This window comes from Caballeronia sp. SL2Y3, from assembly GCF_022879575.1.
Lineage (GTDB): Bacteria > Pseudomonadota > Gammaproteobacteria > Burkholderiales > Burkholderiaceae > Caballeronia.
Genome location: NZ_CP084261.1, coordinates 780,070 through 798,415 on the forward strand (window position 1 = coordinate 780,070; position 18,346 = coordinate 798,415).

Below are 18,346 nucleotides of genomic sequence, written 5' to 3' on the forward strand. Positions count from 1 at the left end.
CGCTCACTTCTTCGGCTGCGTCGTGATCTGAACGATATCGACGGCCACGCGCTCGCGACCGTAGCGGGCCGCGAGCGCGGCGAGCCGCTTGTCGACCGCGCGCAGATACTCGGGCTTCGCCTCGCTGTCGGGGCGCGGGGCGTCGAAGAGCGGCGCGGGGGCGCGACCGTGAGTTCGCCCATGCTGCCGAGCGTCGCGGTATAGCCGGGCGGCGCCTGGTTGTCGCGAGCATGCGCGTTCGGCAGCAGATGCACGACGCTGCCGTCGAGCATGAAGTAATCGACATTCACGTACGAATCGAAGCTGGGCGTCATCAGCTCGACGATCAGTGGATCGCCTTCGGTCAGCCGCGTCTGGTTGGCCCGCGTATGCACGGAGGCGGGCCGGCCCGATTGGCGGTTTGGAGACTTGCGAAAACGGCATGCGTTTATAGTTCGTCGTCCGAAGCATCCTAGACAGCAGTTGACCGAACTGGTACTCCATCCTCAGATAGACGATGGCGCTGTCGCGGTCGAAGTCGTACATCATGACGATATTGCGGTGCGCGAGCTGCTGCGGCTTGCGGGCTCGCGTTGCAGCGCGATCAGCGACTTCGGGTTGCCGCGAAACTGCAGGTTCAGCACCTTGATGGCGACATACGGCCGCCTGCCCGATGCCTCCAGCTTGCGCAGATCGAGCGCCTTATAGACGGTGCCCATCCCGCCTATGCCGAGGCACTCTTCGAGCGCGAAGCGATTATCGAGCGTGTCCCCGACGCCCTTCACTTGGTCCGTGTCCGCGAGCACTTGCGTCGCCTAGCCCGATGTCGCGGCGCTCGGGTCGCTGCCCGTGCCCGGCGTGGTGGTCACGCGCGGCGGCAACGGAGGCGGAAAGTCCGGCGCCGCGCGCATTCTCGTTTCGTCACGGCCGGCTCGAACGCGGTGCCGGGCTCGCCTTCGCTGTCATCAAGCGCTGTCATCAAGATCAGTGACCTCGCCGACAGCGTCGAGCTTGACCGGCAAGCGATGGCCAGCATCGCCGGTGGCTCGCGCGAGCGCATGCGTTCGTCATTTCGCATTCTGCATGCAAACCCGCAGCGCGTGGTCGATTACTCCGGCGTCCCGGTGAAAGACGTGCCCGTGCAGCAGCCGGGACCGTTCGTTCACAAGCTGGTATCGGAGTGATTCAGAGCGATCAGTCAGGAACCGCCATCTGACGCGCGGACGACGTGCCCAACGACCGCACGCTTCGTTTGACGAGGGCAAGACGCACGCGCTCGCGCATTGGCGCGTCGGCATCGCCGAAAACATGCGTCTTGCCCGCGATCACCGCGCCGACCGGCACGCCATCCAGGTAGAGCACGCGGTTGCCCGCCAGCGCCGGCACTTTGTCGCCGGGAAGGAGCGTTCCGGCGAGGTTCAGCGGATCGACCGCGCTCAACGCGACGAATGCGCCCTCCTTCGGCCGCCTGCGCATCTCGCGCAAAAGCGGAACGGCCTCGGGCAGCGCGAACTGCTCGCCCGCGAGTCCCGCCACGAAACGCCCGCCGCGTATCTCGCCGCGCGCCTCCAGCCGGTGATAGACGCGCAGCAGGTCGCGCCATGGCGGCAGCCATTGCGCCTCGCGTTCGAGCAGCCGCCAGAACACGACGCCGTAGCGCCGAAGCAAGGTTAGCGCGACGTGCTCGGCATCGCTGCCGTCATGATCGGGGCTTGCGCGATGCAGCAGCGCCCAGCGGCCTGCATCGTCCATTCCGCCGATGAAAAGCCCGCCGCCCGGCCTGCGCGTGCGCCGCGATATCGCGTTGCGCTTGGCGGCCGGCGTGAGCAGCGCGCGCAGGCCCGCGAAGCTGTCGGCGTTCACGAGGCCGAGCGCGACGAGTTCGCCGAGCGCGTCCTCCAGTTCGGTGCGCAGCATGCGCGTTTCGGCGAGCAGTTCGTCGAAGAACATCGCGCCGTGCGCCGACAGTGCATCGAAGACGCGTCCGGCACGCGACGACAGCGCGGGCGCTTCGTCCGGGCGCATCAGCGCATTCCACGCCGCGAGGGCGCGTCGCGGCAGCAGCACGATCGGCGTGCCGCGCACGGGACCGCCCGCAGCGCGCATGCGTCCCGCCGGACGCGACCACGTGATCTTCCCGGCGCGGCAGATTTCGTCGAGCCAGATGCCGGAATAATCCGCGATGCGCGCGGGCAGAATCTCCTCCTCCCACGCGACGGCGGGCGCCTCGAAGCCCTCGAGCTGTTCGAGGACGGCGAGCAACGCGTCGCGACCCTCGCCACGCGCATCGGGCGCGACGCGCTGCCACTCGAACAGGAAGCGCATGAAGTCCTGCCGCTCGACCGGCTCGATCTCGCGACGCAGCCGCCGCACCGTATAGCGATGAATGCGCGCAAGCAGATGGCGCTCGCACCACTGTTCATCGACGCCGGATGCGCCCGATGCGCCGGATGCGTTCGGCGTGAAATGGCCGCGCATCACGTAGCCCTCAGATTCGAGGCGCGTCAGCGCGACCGCAACCGACGACGCCGGCAGCGCCAGCGGCCGCGCGATCTCCGCCAAGGTCAGCGGACCGAAGCCCGACAGCCGCGCGCGCACGATTTCCACGAGCGCGTCGTCGGGGTTCCACTCCGCGTCGAAGCCGGGCGGCGGCGTGAGGCGCGGGTGCATCGGCGCGTGTTCGTAGACCGCGCGCAGCAGCGAGAGGCGCTCGACGGGCGTCCACAGGCCGTCGTGCTCGGCGATCTGCAGGCGCGTCGCACGGCCGGCGCGGGCCAGCGCGTCGAGCCATGCAGGCCAGCCGTCGCTCGCGGCGGCTTCGGCGTCCGTCACTCCCGCTAGGCTCGTCAGCGCCTCGTGCATTTCGTCGGCGCTCGTCACCGTGGGCCACGCTTCCGCGCGCACGCTTGCGATGGCGTCGGCATCGAGCGCGCCGAGGTCGTCCGTCGATTGCGGATCGGTCCAGCGACGCGCGAGCACCGCCTGCGTGCGGCGTTCTTCGAGCGGGGCGTCGTCGAGGAAGGCATACGGCCGCGCCGACAATATCTCGGCGGCGAGCGGCGATGGCGCAGGCAAGTCGCGCGTGACGAGCCGCACGTCGCCCGCCTCGATGCGCCGCAAGAGCGCAAGCCACGCGTCGCTGTCCATTGCATCGTGCATACAATCGTCGATGGTCTGCTGGACGAGCGGATGCGCCGGCACGTCGCGCTCGCCGACGAGGTTCTCCGCGCACGCGACCTGATCCGGGAACACGGCCGCGAGGAGATCTTCGCTCTTCATGCGCTGCAATTGCGGCGCGACCTTGCGCCCGCCCGCGTAACGCGGCAGCGCGAGCGCGTTGGTCGCGTTCCACCGCCAGCGCACGCCGAAGAGCGGCGCGTCGAGCAGCGCCTGAATCAGCACATGCTCGGCGGTGGCCGACTTCAGATAGCGCCAGACGTCGTCGAGCACGAAGCTATGGCTGCCGGTGAGCGACAGCACGATCGCGTCTTCGGTCGCCGCCGCCTGAAGCTCGAAGTTGAACGTGCGGCAGAACCGCTTGCGCAGCGCGAGTCCCCACGCGCGATTCACGCGGCTGCCGAACGGCGCGTGAATGACGAGTTGCGTGCCACCGGATTCATCGAAGAACCGCTCCATGACGAGCGTGTCCTGCGTCGGCAGAACGGAGAGCGCCGCGCGGGAGCGGGCCAGATACTCGACGATCTGCCGCGCCGCTTCCGTGCCGATGCCTGTTTCGTCGGCAAGCCAGTGGACCGTGGCATCGACGCGCGTTTCGGCATCTTGCATCTTGCATGCAGCATCCATCATGCAAGAGACCGGCCGCGCGCCATCGCCCGATGCGAGGCGTGCATCGATGTCCGCGCGCAATCGCGAGATCGCGAACGAAAGCTCATCGCTGCGGCCCGGCGCTTCGCCCAGCCAGAACGGAATGTTCGGCGGCTGGCCGTTGGCATTCTCGACTCGCACGCGCCCGCCTTCCACGCGCAAGATGCGGTACGACGTATTGCCGAGCTGGAAGATGTCGCCGGCAAGGCTTTCGACGGCGAAGTCCTCGTTGACCGTGCCGACCTGCAAGCCTTGCGGCTCGAGCAACACGGCGAAATCGGCGTTGTCTGGAATCGCCCCGCCCGACGTCACGGCGGTGAGCTTGCCACCGCGCCGGGCGCGCAGCGTGCGGCTAACCGCATCGCGGTGCACGTAAGCGGCACGCACGCCCTGACGGCCCGTGTAGCCTTCGGCGAGCGTGCGCAGTACGGCGTCGTAGTGCGAGCGGTCCAGCGTCGCGTACGGATACGCGCGGCGGATACGCTCGAACAGCGCATCCTCGCCCCACTCGCGGCACGCGACCTCGGCGGTGATCTGCTGCGCGAGCACGTCGAGCGGCGCGCGCGGAACCGTGAGGGCGTCGAGTTCGCCGCGCCGCACGCAGTCGACGAGCGCGGCGCATTCGATAAGGTCATCACGCGAAGTCGGAAAAAGCCGGCCTTTCGGCACGCCGCCGACATGGTGGCCCGAACGCCCGACGCGCTGCAGAAATGCGCCGATGGAACCGGGCGAGCCGATTTGGCATACAAGATCCACATCGCCAATGTCGATGCCCAGTTCCAGCGAAGCGGTGGCGATCAGCACGCGCAACTCGCCGCGCTTTAGACGCTGTTCCGCGTCGAGCCGATGCTCTCGCGCCAGGCTGCCGTGATGCGCCGCGACGGCCTCCTTGCCGAGCCGGTCCGTCAGATGCCGCGCGGCGCGCTCGGCCATGCGCCGCGTATTCACGAAGACGAGCGTCGTACGATGCTGCGCCGACAGTTCCGCGAGCCGGTCGTAGACGCGCTCCCACATGTCGTTGGACATGATCGCTTCGAGCGGCATCGGCGGCAGTTCGAGCGCAAGATCGCGGGCGCGCGCGTGCCCCACGTCGACGATCTCGCAGGAACGGCCTTCCCCCGCGAGAAACTTCGCGACGAGCTCGATGGGCTTTTGAGTCGCCGAGAGCCCGACGCGAACGGGCGGCGCCGCGCCGCGCTCCTCGCACAGCGCGTCGAGCCGCTCGAGGCTGAGGCTCAGGTGCGATCCGCGTTTGCCGCCCGCGACCGCGTGTATTTCGTCGACAATCACGGTGCGCGTGGTCGACAACATACCGCGGCCCGAGTCGGACGAAAGCAGCACGTAGAGCGATTCCGGCGTCGTCACGAGGATATGCGGCGGACGCTTCTTCACCGCGTTGCGCTCCTGCTGCGTGGTGTCGCCGGTGCGCACGGCGGCGCGGATCTCCGGCGCCGCTGCGCCCATCTCGCGCAACTCGCGCGCAATGCCCGCAAGCGGCTCTTCGAGATTCACGCGGATGTCGTTCGATAGTGCCTTCAGCGGCGAGACATAGACGACGCGCGTCTCGTCGGGCAAAACGCCGCCGCCCGCGATGCCGTCCCGCACGAGCTCATCGAGTGCGGCGAGGAAGGCGGTGAGCGTCTTGCCCGAACCGGTGGGGGCCGCGACGAGCGTGGAGCGGCGCGCATGAATAAGCGGCCACGCGCGCGCCTGCGCGGCGGTCGGCGCTGCGAAGTGCGCGCGGAACCAGTTGACGACAGCGGGATGAAAGCCCGCGAGGGCGTCGTCGGGCGATGTGGAGTCCGTGGTCATCCAGACATTCTAGGGGTGGTTGCGAAACCGCGTTTTGCATTCCGCATGCCGTTTTCGGACAGATCCCATGCGACCGGGCGTTGATTGCGGCCATCCTACGGCCGTCCCGGCGCGCTCCCGCCGCTTCCCCTCCATTTGCATATTGCATTCATGATCGTCATCAGCCTGCTTTCCGACCACGCGCCCGGCGCGCTCGCCAATCATCGCCGGTATGCCCGCATGCACGGTTACCGGCATGTTGAAATCGACCTGTCGGAACTGTCCGGCAGCACCGCGCATGCGCTCTGGATGTTCAAGTACGAAACACTGCTGCACTGGCTGAACAAAGCCGAGCCCGGCGCCATCATAATGCTGTTGACGCAGAACGCCGCGATCATCGGCGCGATGCCGTTGGCCGAGTTGCTCCAAGGCCGCGACTGGCTTCTCACCTGCGAGGACTCGCCGCATCCGCAGACCGATGTTCAGGTATGGCGCAACACCGACGACGTTCGCCGCAAGCTGTATAAGCTCGTCACGAGCTGCCGGTTCAGCGTCGAGCTTCCCGCGGAAGAAGGCATGCTGCTGTGTGAATTCGAGGCACTGCCCGCTCGCAGCATGATCGGCGAAGTCTATGTGACCTTGCCCGCTGCGGCGTCGCTTCAAAGCGTGTGGGCGACATGGCCTGCGTTCTCGCTATGCATCCGCGAAGAGCCGCAGCATCGGCGGTTTCGCACGGCGCTGTTCGCGCATATCAATGCATGCATGGCGCGGGGCCTGCCGTTCCTGTCTTTCTTGGCCGCAGAAGCGGACGAAACTGGCGCACAAAGCGTTTATCAGCCCGGCCAGCCGATTGCCGTGGTCACGCTCTATACGCCGAATGTCGCTCGTTACGGGCGCATTGCAGAGGCTAATTTCAGGCGCTATTGCGCGCGTCATGGCTATACGCTGTATGTTCACCGCGAGATTCCCGCGCATCTGAACGACGGCAAGACAGCGGGCAACTGGCTCAAGCCGGCTCTCTTGCGCGAATATCTGCCGCATCACGAATGGGTCTTCTGGGTCGATGCCGACGTGCTATTCAACGACATGAATCGCACGCTCGAATCCATCATGCAGGGACAGGACGCGGTATTCGCCCGCGACGTCGGCACCTGGACGTTCAACTCCGGCATCATGGGCTTTCGCCGCACGCAAGCGAACTACGATGCGTTTCATCACATCCTGCACGAGTGCTCGCAACTGGATGACAAATCGAGCGTCTATGTGAATAGGGGCGATCAATACTTCTTCATCCGCGAATACGAAGGTCATGCGGACTTCGACGCAACGCGCATCGCGTCGTTCATCGATTGGAATACGCCGTGGATCTACCGGCGTCCCGACAGCTTCATGGTGCATTACATCGGCGTATGGGAAGACAATAAAGCCTTGCTGATGGATTACGATCTGGCGCAGTCCGCCATGTATTGAGCCGCGCCTGCGGTTCTGTCAAAACTCCGTCGCGAGAACACAAGTATGATGTTGCGCGACGCCTTCACATTCGTCTCGCATCTCAGGGGCGCGCGACCGATGCGCCCCTGAAACCTACCGCCTTCCATCACAGGACTCCGACACAGCCGAATCACTCGCATCAAGCCGCAAGCCGACGCTCGACCCGAACTTTCACCGCAAGGAGAAGCAATTGAACGACGACGTCCAAGGCAAGACCGCGACGAACACCCCTCTCGCTCCCGACCTGCTGCGTAATATCGACGCCTATTGGCGCGCCTGCAATTACCTCTCGGTCGGCATGATCTACCTGCGCGCCAATCCGTTGCTGCGCGAACCCCTCAAGCCTGAGCACATCAAGCGACGTCTGCTCGGCCATTGGGGCTCGGACCCGGGCCAATCGTTCGTGTGGGTGCATCTGAACCGCCTCATCAAACGCGACGATCTGAACGTCATGTTCGTTTCCGGGCCCGGCCACGGTGCGCCCGCAACGCTCGCGAACTCATATCTCGAAGGACATTACTCGGAGATCTATCCGGATCGAAGCCCTGACGAGCGCGGCATGTTGCGGCTCTTTCGCGCGTTCTCGTCGCCAGGCGGCATCGGCTCACATTGCACGCCGGAGACGCCAGGTTCCATTCACGAAGGCGGCGAACTCGGCTACAGCCTGTCGCATTCCTTCGGCGCGGCATTCGATAACCCCGACCTGATCGTTGCGACGATGGTGGGCGATGGCGAAGCGGAAACCGGCCCGCTCGCGACCTCGTGGCATTCGAACAAGTTTCTCAATCCAGCGACCGACGGTGCGGTGCTGCCGATTCTCCATCTGAACGGCTACAAGATCGCCAATCCGACCATCCTCGCGCGTATTCCGCACGACGAACTCGAAGCGTTGTTCAAGGGCTATGGCTACGCGCCGTATTTCGTCGAAGGCGATGACCCTGAGACGATGCATCAGTTGATGGCCGCGACACTGGAACGCTGCATCGGCGACATTCGCGCGATACAGCAACGCGCTCGCGAGAACCCTGCCGATGTGACGCGTCCCCGCTGGCCGATGATCGTGCTGCGCTCGCCGAAAGGCTGGACAGGTCCGAAGGAAGTGAATGGTCACAAGGTAGAAGGCTTCTGGCGTTCGCATCAGGTGCCCGTGCTCGATCCGGCGACGAACTACAAGAGTCTTGCCGTGCTCGAAGACTGGATGCGAAGCTACAAGCCGGAAGAACTCTTCGATGAAGACGGACGCCTTGTCGAAAGCCTGCGTGAACTCGCGCCCGTGGGCGGCCGGCGTATCAGCGCGAATCCGCACGCAAATGGCGGCTTGCTGCGGCAAGCACTCGATATGCCGGATATCCGCGACTACGCCTTCGAATTCAAGAGCGCGGCGAGCGTCTATCAATCGCCGACGATGGTGCTCGCAACTTTCCTGCGCGATGTGATCCGCCGCAACATGCAGAGCTTTCGTCTCTTCGGCCCGGATGAAACGGCAAGCAACAAGCTCGACGGCGTGTATGAAGCATCCGGCAAACGCTGGCTCGCGCAATTCAAGCCCGAGGACGCCGACGGTAGCGCTCTTTCCACCGATGGCCGCGTGATGGAGATGCTTTCCGAGCACACGCTCGAAGGCTGGTTCGAAGGGTACGTATTGACGGGCCGTCACGGCCTCTTCGCGACGTACGAAGCGTTCGTGCATGTCATCGATTCGATGTTCAATCAGCACGCGAAATGGCTGGAGAAAGCGAAGAAAGAGTTGTCGTGGCGCGCGCCTGTGCCGTCCATCAATCTGCTCATCACGTCGCTTGTCTGGCGTCAGGACCATAACGGCTTCACGCATCAAGACCCCGGCTTTCTCGACGTCGTCACCAACAAGAGCCCGGAGGTCGTGCGTATCTATCTGCCGCCGGATGCGAATTGCCTCCTGAGCGTGGCGGACCATTGCCTGCGCTCGCACGACTATGTGAACGTGATTGTCGCGGACAAGCAGCCGCACTTGCAGTATCTGAACATGCAGGACGCGATGGTGCATTGCGCGAAAGGCATCGGCATATGGGACTGGGCATCGACCGATCAAAACCACGAGCCGGATGTAGTCGTTGCATCGGCGGGCGATATCGCAACAATGGAAGCCCTTGCCGCTGTCGAAATCCTCAAGACGCAATGCCCCGACCTTAAGATCCGCTTCGTCAATGTGGTGGATCTGTTCAGGCTCATGCCCGACACCGATCATCCGCACGGCTTGTCCAATCGCGATTTCGATTCGCTCTTTACGCGCGACAAGCCCGTGATCTTCAACTTCCATTCGTATGCGTCGCTCGTTCACAAGCTCACGTATAACCGCACGAACCACGACAACATGCATGTGCACGGATACCGTGAACGCGGCAACATCAATACGCCGTTCGAACTCGCCATCATCAACGGCGTCGATCGCTACAGCCTCGCTATCGACGTGATCGACCGCGTGCCGGGTCTTTCCAGCACGGCGGCGCATACCAAGGAAATGCTCAAGAATCAGATCATCGAGAGCATTCGTTATGCGCATGAGGAAGGTATCGATCGGGACGAGATCCGCGAATGGACGTGGAAGGGTTGATGCGATGACACAAGGCATCGTGGTGTTGAATAGCGGTTCGTCGTCACTGAAGTTCGGCGTGTTCGTGCCGCACCCTAACGAACATGCGTGCGACGAACATGCGTGGCTCACGGGCAGCGCGAAAGGGATCGGGCGCGAGAACGGGTCGCTCGCCATGCGCTCGGCGGATGGCAGCATCGATATCTCGCAGGATCACCTGATGGAGTCGCAGCACGACGCATTGCAGCGCGTTGCCGATGCCCTTCGCGAGCACTTGCACGAGCCGCTCGCGGCGGTGGGGCATCGCGTCGTGCACGGCGGCCCGCGTGTGCGCGCGCATTGCAAACTCACGCCGGAGGTGAAGAAGCGCCTGACCGAAGCGGTTGCGTTCGCGCCGCTGCATCTGCCGCAGTCGCTGGCGTTGATCGACGAAGCGCAACGCATCTTCTCAGGCATGCCGCATTTTGCATGCTTCGATACGGTGTTCCATCGCACGCTGCCGGAACGTGCGACTCGCTTTGCGTTACCGCGTGACTATGCGCAACGCGGCGTGGTGCGTTATGGCTTTCACGGGCTGTCTTATGAGTACATCGTGAGCACGCTGGGCGACGCGGTGCCCTCGCGCGTCGTGATCGCTCATCTGGGGTCCGGCGCGAGTCTGTGCGCGCTGAAAGACGGCCGTTCTGTCGATACGTCGATGGGCATGACGCCGACGGGCGGCATCCCGATGGCGACGCGCAGCGGCGATCTCGACCCCGGCGTGCTGATTCATCTGTTGCGCCACGAATCAATCGACGCGGACGCGCTCGAAGCGCTCGTCAATCGTTCGAGCGGCCTGAAGGCGCTGTCGAATTCCGACGACGACATGCAGACCTTGCTCGCCCGCCGCGATCAGGGCGATACAGACGCGGCGCTCGCGATCGACGTGTTCTGTGACGCGATCCGAAAGACCATCGGCGCCTATGCGGCCGTGCTCGGCGGGCTCGACCTCATCGTGTTCAGCGGCGGTATAGGCGAGCATAGTGAAGCCATTCGTGCGCAGATACTGGAAGGGCTGGCGTTTCTGAATGCGCCGCATCGCGTTGTACCTACCGATGAGGAAACGCAGATTGCCCGGCATTGCCGGCGCTTGCTTGCCGGGTGACTCTTTGCATCTTGCATGCTGAACGATGCATCTTGCATGCAGCATGCAAGAAGCAAAACGCCCGGCGGCTACGATGCTGGCCGGGCGCGCCCGCCGTAACGATCAAACCTTAACGCGAGCCTGCGGCATGGTCTCGCTGCCGCAACGCCTGCGGCAAGCCGAACAGCAACAACAGCGCACAGACGACGCTCATCGCGCCGATTGCATACAGCGCGGGCGTCGTGCTGCCGGTGACATCGCGGATACGACCGACCATCACCGGGCTCACGATTCCGCCCAACTGCCCGAGGGTATTGATCAGCGCAATGCCGCCCGCCGCACCCGCACCGGTCAGCAGCTTCGGCGGCAACGCCCAGAATGCGGGGATCGAAGCGATGACGCCCGCGCCCATCACGCCGAGCGCGACGATCAAGAACGTCGTCTGCTTGTCGAATGCGCCTGCCGCGAAGAAACCCGCCGCCGCCATCAAGAGCAACGCACAGACGAACTTGCGGCGTTCGCCGGATGTGTCGGACATGCGCCCCACGACGACCATGCACACCGCGCCGCAAATGTATGGAACCGCCGTCAACAAGCCGATGATCGTCGGATTATGCGTACCCGCTGCGCGGATCAGATGCGGCGCCCAGAAGTTGAGGCCGTACGATGCAATCTGAATCAGAAAGTAGATGAGGCCGAGCATCAGGAAGCCCGGTGTCCGGATTGCACCGAAGAGCGAATGACCCGTCGTCGTCGGCTGACTTTGCGTCGCGATCTGGCTCTTGAGCGTGTTCTTTTCCGCGCCGGTGAGCCAAGCGGCATCGTCGATGCGGTCCTTCAACACCTTGAGCACGAGCACGCCCAGCAACAGGCAAGGCAAGCCGCCGAGCAAGAACAGCCAATGCCATCCCGCGATGCCGAGCACGCCGTTCATATGCGCGAGCACGAGGCCCGACAACGGCGCACCGACGAGCCCCGAGAACGCGGATGCGAGAAACAGCAAGGACGTGATTCGCCCGCGATAGCTGGCCGGAAACCACAAAGTCAGGTAGTACAGCACGCCGGGCGCGAAGCCGGCTTCCATCGCGCCGATGACGAAGCGCAGCGCATAGAACTGCCATTCCGTCTGCACGAAGACCATGAGCGCGGTCGCGATTCCCCACGAAATCATGATGCGCGCGATCCAGCGCCGTGCACCGACCTTGTACAACAGCAGATTGCTCGGCACCTCGAATATGACGTAACCGATCACGAAGAGGCTTGCGCCGAGACCGTAGGCGGTATCGGAAAAGCCGAGCGTGCTTTGCAGCTGAAACTTCGCGAAGCTGATGTTGATACGGTCGAAGAAGGCGAAGAGATAGCACAGCATGATGAGCGGCATGAGCCGCCATGCCACTTTGCGAACGATGTCGCTCGTATTCTGCAATGCCTGCGGCTTGTCCGCGGCGGATACGCTTAGGTCGCTCATGATTGTCTCCTTGTTTGTCCGTCCGTGATCGGAATTGTTATCGGACAGGCTGCTTCAGATGGTTCGGACGTAATGGGGTACTCAAACGGGCACGGGATGCAGGTCGCTATTGCGCCCGGCCTTCGCCACTTGCCCCGGCACGTCATGGCCGACGAGCGCAGGCAGCGTCCGCGATAGCGCGATGAGTTTCGCGAGATCGATGCCGGTCGGGATGCCCATCTCGTCGCACATGTTCACGAGGTCTTCGGTGCAGATGTTGCCGGATGCACCGGGCGCGAACGGGCAACCGCCCAGCCCGCCTAACGCGGCATCGAAGCGTCGCGCGCCGGCATCGTAAGCGGCCAGCACGTTGGCGAGGCCCAAACCGCGCGTGTTATGGAAATGCAGCGTCAACGCGGAAGCCGGAACATGTTCGAGCACGCGCGATACCACGCGCTCGACTTGACGAGGATTCGCCATTCCCGTCGTATCCGCCAGCGTGACGCCTTCCATACCCATCTCGCGATAGCTGCGGACAATGGACACGACGCGGTCTTCATCGATGCGCCCTTCGAAAGGACAGCCGAACGCCGTGGCCACCGTGCCGTTCAAACTTATATTCGTTGTCCGAACTATCTCCGCGAAGCCATCGAGCGATGCTTCGCAACTCATACGCATGTTCGCGCGATTGTGCGTCTGGCTTGCCGACATCACGAGGTTCAGTTCATCGGCTCCCGCCGCGACCGCGCGCTGTGCGCCCTTCACGTTCGGCACGAGCGCGACGTACACCACGCCCGGCGCGCGTCGGATGCCGCGGAAGACCGCATCGCCGTCGCGCAGTGCGGGAATCGCCTTGGGCGAGACGAACGAGCCCGCCTCGATGCGCGTGAAACCGCACGCCGACAGGCCGTCGATCAACGCGACCTTGTCTGCGGTCTCGACCCATTTCGCTTCGATCTGCAAGCCGTCGCGCGGCGCGACTTCCTGCACGATCAACCGTTCGCTGTAATCGCGCGTCATTGAACGGCTCCTTCGGCGCGCAGCCGTTGCACGTCGCTTTCGTCGAAGCCGAGGGAAGCCAGCACGCTTTGCGTGTGCTCGCCGAGAGCCGGGCCCGGCCAGCGCACTTCGCCCGGCGAGTCGGAGAGCTTCGGCACGATGCCCGGCATCTTCACCGATGCGCCGCCCGGCAAGCTCGCCTGCAACAGCATGTCGCGCGCCTGATAATGCGCGTCGCCGATGATGTCCGCGACCGAATAGATGCGGCCGGACGGCACGTCCGCGTCTGCGAGCGCGGCCAGCACGTCGTTCATCGCGTGATGCGATGTCCACGCGCCGATCGCTTCATCGAGCATCGCGCTTTGGCGCACGCGGCCATCGTTATGAGCGAGCGCGGGATCGTCGGCGAGATCCGGGCGGCCGATGACGTTCATCAGGCGCTTGTAGATGGGATCGCTGTTGCCCGCGATCACCACGAAGCCGCCGTCTTCCGTGCGGTACGTGTTCGACGGCGCGATACCCGGCAACGCACCGCCGCTACGCTCGCGCACGTGTCCGAGCAAGTCGTACTCGGGAACCAGGCTCTCCATCAGATTGAACACGCTTTCGACGAGCGATACATCGACGACCTGCCCGTCGCCCTGCCCCGTCTTCACGCGCAGCAGCGACATCAACGCGCCGATCACGCCATGAAGGGACGCGAGCGAATCGCCCAGACTGATGCCGACGCGCGCCGGCGTGCCGTCCGCGTCGCCGGTTGTATACCGAATGCCACCCATCGCCTCGCCGATCGCGCCGAAGCCCGGACGATCACGGTATGGACCGGTCTGTCCATAGCCGGAGATGCGAACCATCGTGAGTTTCGGGTTTATTGCATGCAAAACGTCCCAGCCGAGCCCGAGTTTCTCGAGCGCGCCCGGCCGCATGTTTTCGATGACGATGTCCGCATCGGCGGCGAGACGCTTGATGACGTCCGCTCCATCGGGCGATTTGAGATTCACGCAGACCGACTTCTTGTTGCGCGACTGGAGATACCACCAGAGCGACGTGCCCTCGTGAAGTTTTCGCCACTTGCGAAGCGGATCCCCGCCATTGGGCGCCTCGATTTTGATGACTTCCGCGCCGAACTCGGCCAGCATGCGCGCGGCAAACGGTGCGGCAATCAGCGTGCCGATCTCGATGACGCGAATGCCCGTAAGCGGTCCGCTCATTTGCTTGTCTCCGTGAATGTGTCGTTGAAGACGAGCTTATGGGCGGCGCACGCACCGCGTCCAACCGCATTTCGGCAAGCACCGTTCGTCAAACGCGAACGCTCGGCGATCAGCGATCAGCGATTAGCGATCAGCGATCAGCGATCAGCGCTGGGCGGCTTCTATCGAACGAAGATGGTCGTACAGCAGCCGGCTTACCGGGGAGAGCGCCGCGGCATCGCGCACGACGATGATGAGACTGCGCGCGGCCCACGCTTCGTCCAGCGGAACGGCCGCGAGTCCGAGTTGCCGCCCCATCGACTCGAACACTGCGAGCGGCAGCACGCCGACGCCCATGCCCGCCTGCACCATGCGGCACACGGCATCGAAGCCGGGCACGTGAATGCGCAGCCGCAGCGGCTTGCCCGCCTGCCGCGCGGCGAGGTGCGTGCGCGCGTTGATGGAACTGGCCGAATGCAGGCCGATGTGATCGAAGTCGAGCGTATCGGCGAAGGACACGCGCTCGCGCCTCGCGAGCGGATGATCGCCGGGCGTGACGATAATCAGCCGGTCATGTCGATAATGCGTGCTTTCGAGGCCGCGCGTATCGGCATCGCCCGAACAGATGCCGAGATCCACGAGGCTGTCCAGCACGCCATCCACGATGCCGCCGCTCGGACGTTCCTCGAGATCGATCTTGATCTGTCCGTGCGCGGCGGAGAATGCGCGCAGATCTTCCGGCAGGAACTCCACGATGGCCGAGAGGTTCGCCATCATGCGCACGTAGCCGCGCACGCCGCTCGCATGCTCGGCCAGTTCGATGCCGATGTTCTCGACATCGCGCAGCACGCGGCGGGCGTGATGCAGCAGCGTCTCGCCGGCGGGCGTCAGCGCCATGCCGCGCGCCTTGCGTTCGAAGAGCGCGGCGCCGACGGCCTGCTCGAGTTCCAGCAGCCGCTTGCTGGCCGCCGACACCGCGATGGCCTCGCGATCCGCCGCACGCGTGAGCGTGCCTTCCTCGAAGACCGCGACGAAGAGCTGAAGTGTCGTGAGGTCGAGACGCCGCAGCAGGTTCTTGAGCGCCATGTCAGTTCAGCGCGCGTATTTGAACGTTCCCTGCGCGCTCGCGATCATCAAACGATCGTCGACCCACGCCTCGCCGCGCGCAAAGTACACAGAGCGCCCCTTGCGTTCGAGAAAGCCTTTGGCCACGACCTTGTCGCCGATGCCGCGATCGAGGTAATTGACCGTGAGCGAAAGCGTGAAGCCGTGAATGGGCGTGGATGCCGTCGTGAAGAGACCGGTGTAGCCGCAGGCGGCATCCAGCAGCGTCGCGATTGCTCCGCCCTGCAAGATGCGCTGACGGTTGAGATGGCCTGCATGTATCGGCATCGTGAATTCGGCGTAGCCGTCGCGCCACGCGGTCAGTGTCGCGCCGAGTGCTTCGAGGAAAGGATTGTCGAGATCCAGATTCGCCAACTGTGCGCCTCCCTGCGTCAGTGCTTCTTCGTCGCGTCGACTTTTGAGCTTGGGAGGATTGTGCCATCGCAGGGCCGCGCCTGCGCGCGCCGGCCCCGGCACCGGCGAAGACGACGCAGGTTCAGCGCAGACGAGGTTTGAGGTGAAGCGCGATGAGCGTCAGCGTGGCGAGCTTGGTCACGCATTCCACGGCCGACAGAATGCCGAGCCACGGCGCATGCGCGAACTCGCCGGGCAGTTCGGGTGCAATGGCGAGCACGCTCGTGACGCACACGAACAACAGCAGATAGCCCGCGAAGCGCCGCCCGCGCAGCGCAAGCCCCGCGATCAGCATCAGGAGCGCCTTCGCGGTCAGCACGGCGGCGATCTGTTGACCGCGGCTGTCGGCGTCGATTTCCCACGGCACTTCGAAGAGCGACCACGCGACCATCACGCACGTCGAGGCCGCCAGCGCCCGGCGCAGGCGATCCGCTGCGTTGCGCGCGTCGACAAACGACCGCCCGCGCGCAGGCGAGTCGATGCGATGCGCACCGTCGTCGATTTCCGACGCGACAGTGGAAAGGGAACGCGGCAATCGCGGCTCGACTGCCGCGTGTTCATCGACGTTCATTATACGGCGCTCCAGCGACGCGAAAGAGACGCGCAAAAGGCGCGGCGAGAAATATATGCAGGCACTTTCTGCATGCGCCAGAGTAGGCGTTTAGAAAGAAAACGCATTCGAGCGACGCAACATTCTCTTCGTGCGTCGGCGCAATGCCTTCAAATCGTTGGAATGTGGCGAACCGACCGCGACGACTACGCGCCTTTACGATACGCAAATCCGCCGTGCAGCGCGAATTGCCTTTGTCTATCGGTATTCGCTGCGCGCCCAACCTCTAAATGCCGAATTGCCGCGCAACGAATGACGGTGCAAAACGCCTAGTTATATCCGCGAACCACGCAGGACTTTTGTTCCTCTTCTGTTTTTTCTCCCGCGAAACGGCCGCATACGTCGGCAACATATTCCGGTTCGGCGCACACCTGGCTGGAGCGGTGAGAAGCCGTTGCAGTCGATTCGCCCGGTGCCTGCCGATCGTCCATCCATTCTGCAAAATGCGCGTGTTGCGTATTCGATCGAGCATCCATCTTTTGCCTCCTGTTTTCACTCGAATAATCGAGACATATTCAGGATGCACTTCCTCGGGCCAACTGGCCCTAGTGGATTTCATCGATAGACGCGAGGAAGGACGGTGTCGATCATTTAAAGAGTGCCGCTTGTATGAAACCGCATCGCCTAAACGACGTTTTTCTCCACGATAGGCCGGCCTTCCACGACACGCGCCCAACCGAGCGGCGATAGATCGAGTGTCGTATAGCCGCCGTTCAGAATCAGTTCGCTGACGCCGCGCCCGGTTGCCGGACCGTGCTGCAAGCCGTGTCCGCTAAAGCCGCTTGCAAAGATGCAATTGTCGATGGCCGGATGAAAGCCGATTATCGCGTTCTGATCCAGCACGTTGTATTCGTAGTAACCGGACCAGCAGTGCTCGACCCTCAACGCCTCGAATTGCGGCACCCGATGCGCAAGCGTCGGCCAGATCACGTCGTCGAAAAGCGCGTGGTCCACTTCGTCGAGCGGAAGGTCATCGGGGTCGTTATCCGCCGATGGCGACGTTCCGCAGATGTACGTGCGCCCTTCCGGACGAAAGTAGACGCCGGTCGGGTCGATCAGCAGCGGACAGGCGTCGAGCTTCGCCGGCGACGACACATTGAAGATGCTGCGTCGCCGCGCGTGTATCGGAAGCTCGATGCCGAGCATCGCCGCAATGGCACGCGACCAGGCGCCCGCCGCATTCACGACTACATCGCAGGAATACGCTTCGCCGTTCGATGCGCGCACGCGCGTCGCGCGCCGCCCTTCACGTTCGATGCCGGTCACGTCCGCCGTCACGTAACGGGCGCCCAACGACTGCGCCTTGCGTCGCAACGCCTGCACGAGGCCGTAGCCGTCGAACCAGCCTTCGCCACGCTCGCCGAATGCGCCCGCGGCCAAATCGTCCGTATTGAGCCACGGAAAGCGCGCCCGCAACCGGTCCGGATCGAGCAGCGTGATGTCGGCGCCGAGCGCGCGTTGCATCGCGTGATTCTCGCGCAACGTGTCTTCGCCGCGCGGCGTCGCGAGAAAGAGATAACCGCCTTCGTGTAAGTCGATGGACGGCCGCTCGCCGTTCACTTCGAGCCGCTCGCCGATCTCGCGCAGGAACTCGATGCCGAACAGCGACATGCGCACGGAGAGCGGCGTCGAGAACTGCTGGCGGATCGATGCCGCCGACAACGCAGAGGACGAGCGCGCGTAGGTCGGATCGCGCTCGATCACCGTGACCTGCACGTCCGGGTCCGATGCCCGCAAGAAATACGCGACCGAACTCCCGATCACGCCGCCACCGACGATCACTACCTGTTGAGTCACGCCGCCC

Annotated in this window: 15 protein-coding genes; 4 read left to right on the top strand and 11 right to left on the bottom strand. The window is 64.0% G+C overall.

Annotated elements, in window-relative coordinates; translation table 11 throughout:
• Window positions 1–3: 3 nt before the first annotated feature.
• Together LDZ26_RS16910 and LDZ26_RS25680 are read right to left on the bottom strand one after the other, a co-directional pair.
• Window positions 4–528, bottom strand: a complete 525-nt coding sequence (locus tag LDZ26_RS16910; protein ID WP_370650690.1) for a hypothetical protein — start codon at window positions 526–528, stop codon at window positions 4–6.
• Entirely contained in the window at window positions 525–785 is a 261-nt protein-coding gene (locus LDZ26_RS25680) for a hypothetical protein (protein WP_370650691.1), read from the bottom strand. The genes LDZ26_RS16910 and LDZ26_RS25680 overlap by 4 nt, the downstream gene beginning before the upstream one ends.
• A 135-nt stretch (window positions 786–920) precedes the next feature.
• On the opposite strand from LDZ26_RS25680, the gene LDZ26_RS16915 reads away from it, so the two are divergent.
• Window positions 921–1,163: a hypothetical protein gene (locus tag LDZ26_RS16915; protein WP_244849319.1), complete on the top strand. Its 243-nt coding sequence runs from the start codon at window positions 921–923 to the stop codon at window positions 1,161–1,163.
• Window positions 1,164–1,173: 10 nt separating this feature from the next.
• Here the strand turns inward: LDZ26_RS16915 and LDZ26_RS16920 are convergent, their stop codons facing one another.
• Window positions 1,174–5,616 (bottom strand): DEAD/DEAH box helicase, encoded by a 4,443-nt coding sequence (locus tag LDZ26_RS16920; protein ID WP_244849320.1) that lies wholly within the window; start codon window positions 5,614–5,616, stop codon window positions 1,174–1,176.
• Between the two features lie 150 nt (window positions 5,617–5,766).
• Here LDZ26_RS16920 and LDZ26_RS16925 point away from each other — a divergent pair, with 150 nt between their 5' ends.
• The 3 genes from LDZ26_RS16925 (at window position 5,767) to LDZ26_RS16935 (ending at window position 10,799) form a co-directional block, all read left to right on the top strand.
• Entirely contained in the window at window positions 5,767–7,065 is a 1,299-nt protein-coding gene (locus LDZ26_RS16925) for a hypothetical protein (RefSeq protein WP_244849321.1), read from the top strand.
• A 211-nt stretch (window positions 7,066–7,276) separates the two neighbouring features.
• Window positions 7,277–9,676 carry a phosphoketolase gene (locus LDZ26_RS16930; RefSeq protein WP_244849322.1) on the top strand — a complete coding sequence of 800 codons (2,400 nt, stop codon included), beginning with the start codon at window positions 7,277–7,279 and terminating at the stop codon, window positions 9,674–9,676.
• A gap of 4 nt (window positions 9,677–9,680) precedes the next feature.
• On the top strand, window positions 9,681–10,799 hold the full coding sequence (locus tag LDZ26_RS16935; RefSeq protein ID WP_244849323.1) for an acetate/propionate family kinase: 1,119 nt from the start codon (window positions 9,681–9,683) through the stop codon (window positions 10,797–10,799).
• Window positions 10,800–10,908: 109 nt separating this feature from the next.
• Here the strand turns inward: LDZ26_RS16935 and LDZ26_RS16940 are convergent, their stop codons facing one another.
• The 8 genes from LDZ26_RS16940 to LDZ26_RS16975 form a co-directional block, all read right to left on the bottom strand.
• On the bottom strand, window positions 10,909–12,246 hold the full coding sequence (locus LDZ26_RS16940) for an MFS transporter (protein WP_244849324.1): 1,338 nt from the start codon (window positions 12,244–12,246) through the stop codon (window positions 10,909–10,911).
• 81 nt (window positions 12,247–12,327) lie between these two features.
• A complete protein-coding gene (locus tag LDZ26_RS16945; RefSeq protein WP_244849325.1) occupies window positions 12,328–13,245 on the bottom strand; it encodes a hydroxymethylglutaryl-CoA lyase in 918 nt (305 codons plus the stop codon).
• Complete coding sequence (locus LDZ26_RS16950) at window positions 13,242–14,435, bottom strand: CaiB/BaiF CoA-transferase family protein (protein ID WP_244849326.1); 1,194 nt, start codon at window positions 14,433–14,435, stop codon at window positions 13,242–13,244. Before LDZ26_RS16950 ends, LDZ26_RS16945 begins: the two co-directional genes overlap by 4 nt.
• A 144-nt stretch (window positions 14,436–14,579) precedes the next feature.
• Window positions 14,580–15,500, bottom strand: a complete 921-nt coding sequence (locus tag LDZ26_RS16955; RefSeq protein WP_244849327.1) for a LysR family transcriptional regulator — start codon at window positions 15,498–15,500, stop codon at window positions 14,580–14,582.
• Window positions 15,501–15,506: 6 nt separating this feature from the next.
• On the bottom strand, window positions 15,507–15,893 hold the full coding sequence (locus tag LDZ26_RS16960) for a PaaI family thioesterase (RefSeq protein WP_244849328.1): 387 nt from the start codon (window positions 15,891–15,893) through the stop codon (window positions 15,507–15,509).
• A 121-nt stretch (window positions 15,894–16,014) separates the two neighbouring features.
• Window positions 16,015–16,503, bottom strand: coding sequence for a hypothetical protein (locus tag LDZ26_RS16965; RefSeq protein ID WP_244849329.1), 489 nt, complete (start codon window positions 16,501–16,503; stop codon window positions 16,015–16,017).
• A 308-nt stretch (window positions 16,504–16,811) separates the two neighbouring features.
• Window positions 16,812–17,018, bottom strand: coding sequence for a hypothetical protein (locus LDZ26_RS16970; protein ID WP_244849330.1), 207 nt, complete (start codon window positions 17,016–17,018; stop codon window positions 16,812–16,814).
• A gap of 148 nt (window positions 17,019–17,166) precedes the next feature.
• Window positions 17,167–18,339 carry an FAD-binding oxidoreductase gene (locus LDZ26_RS16975; RefSeq protein WP_244849331.1) on the bottom strand — a complete coding sequence of 391 codons (1,173 nt, stop codon included), beginning with the start codon at window positions 18,337–18,339 and terminating at the stop codon, window positions 17,167–17,169.
• Window positions 18,340–18,346: the final 7 nt, after the last annotated feature.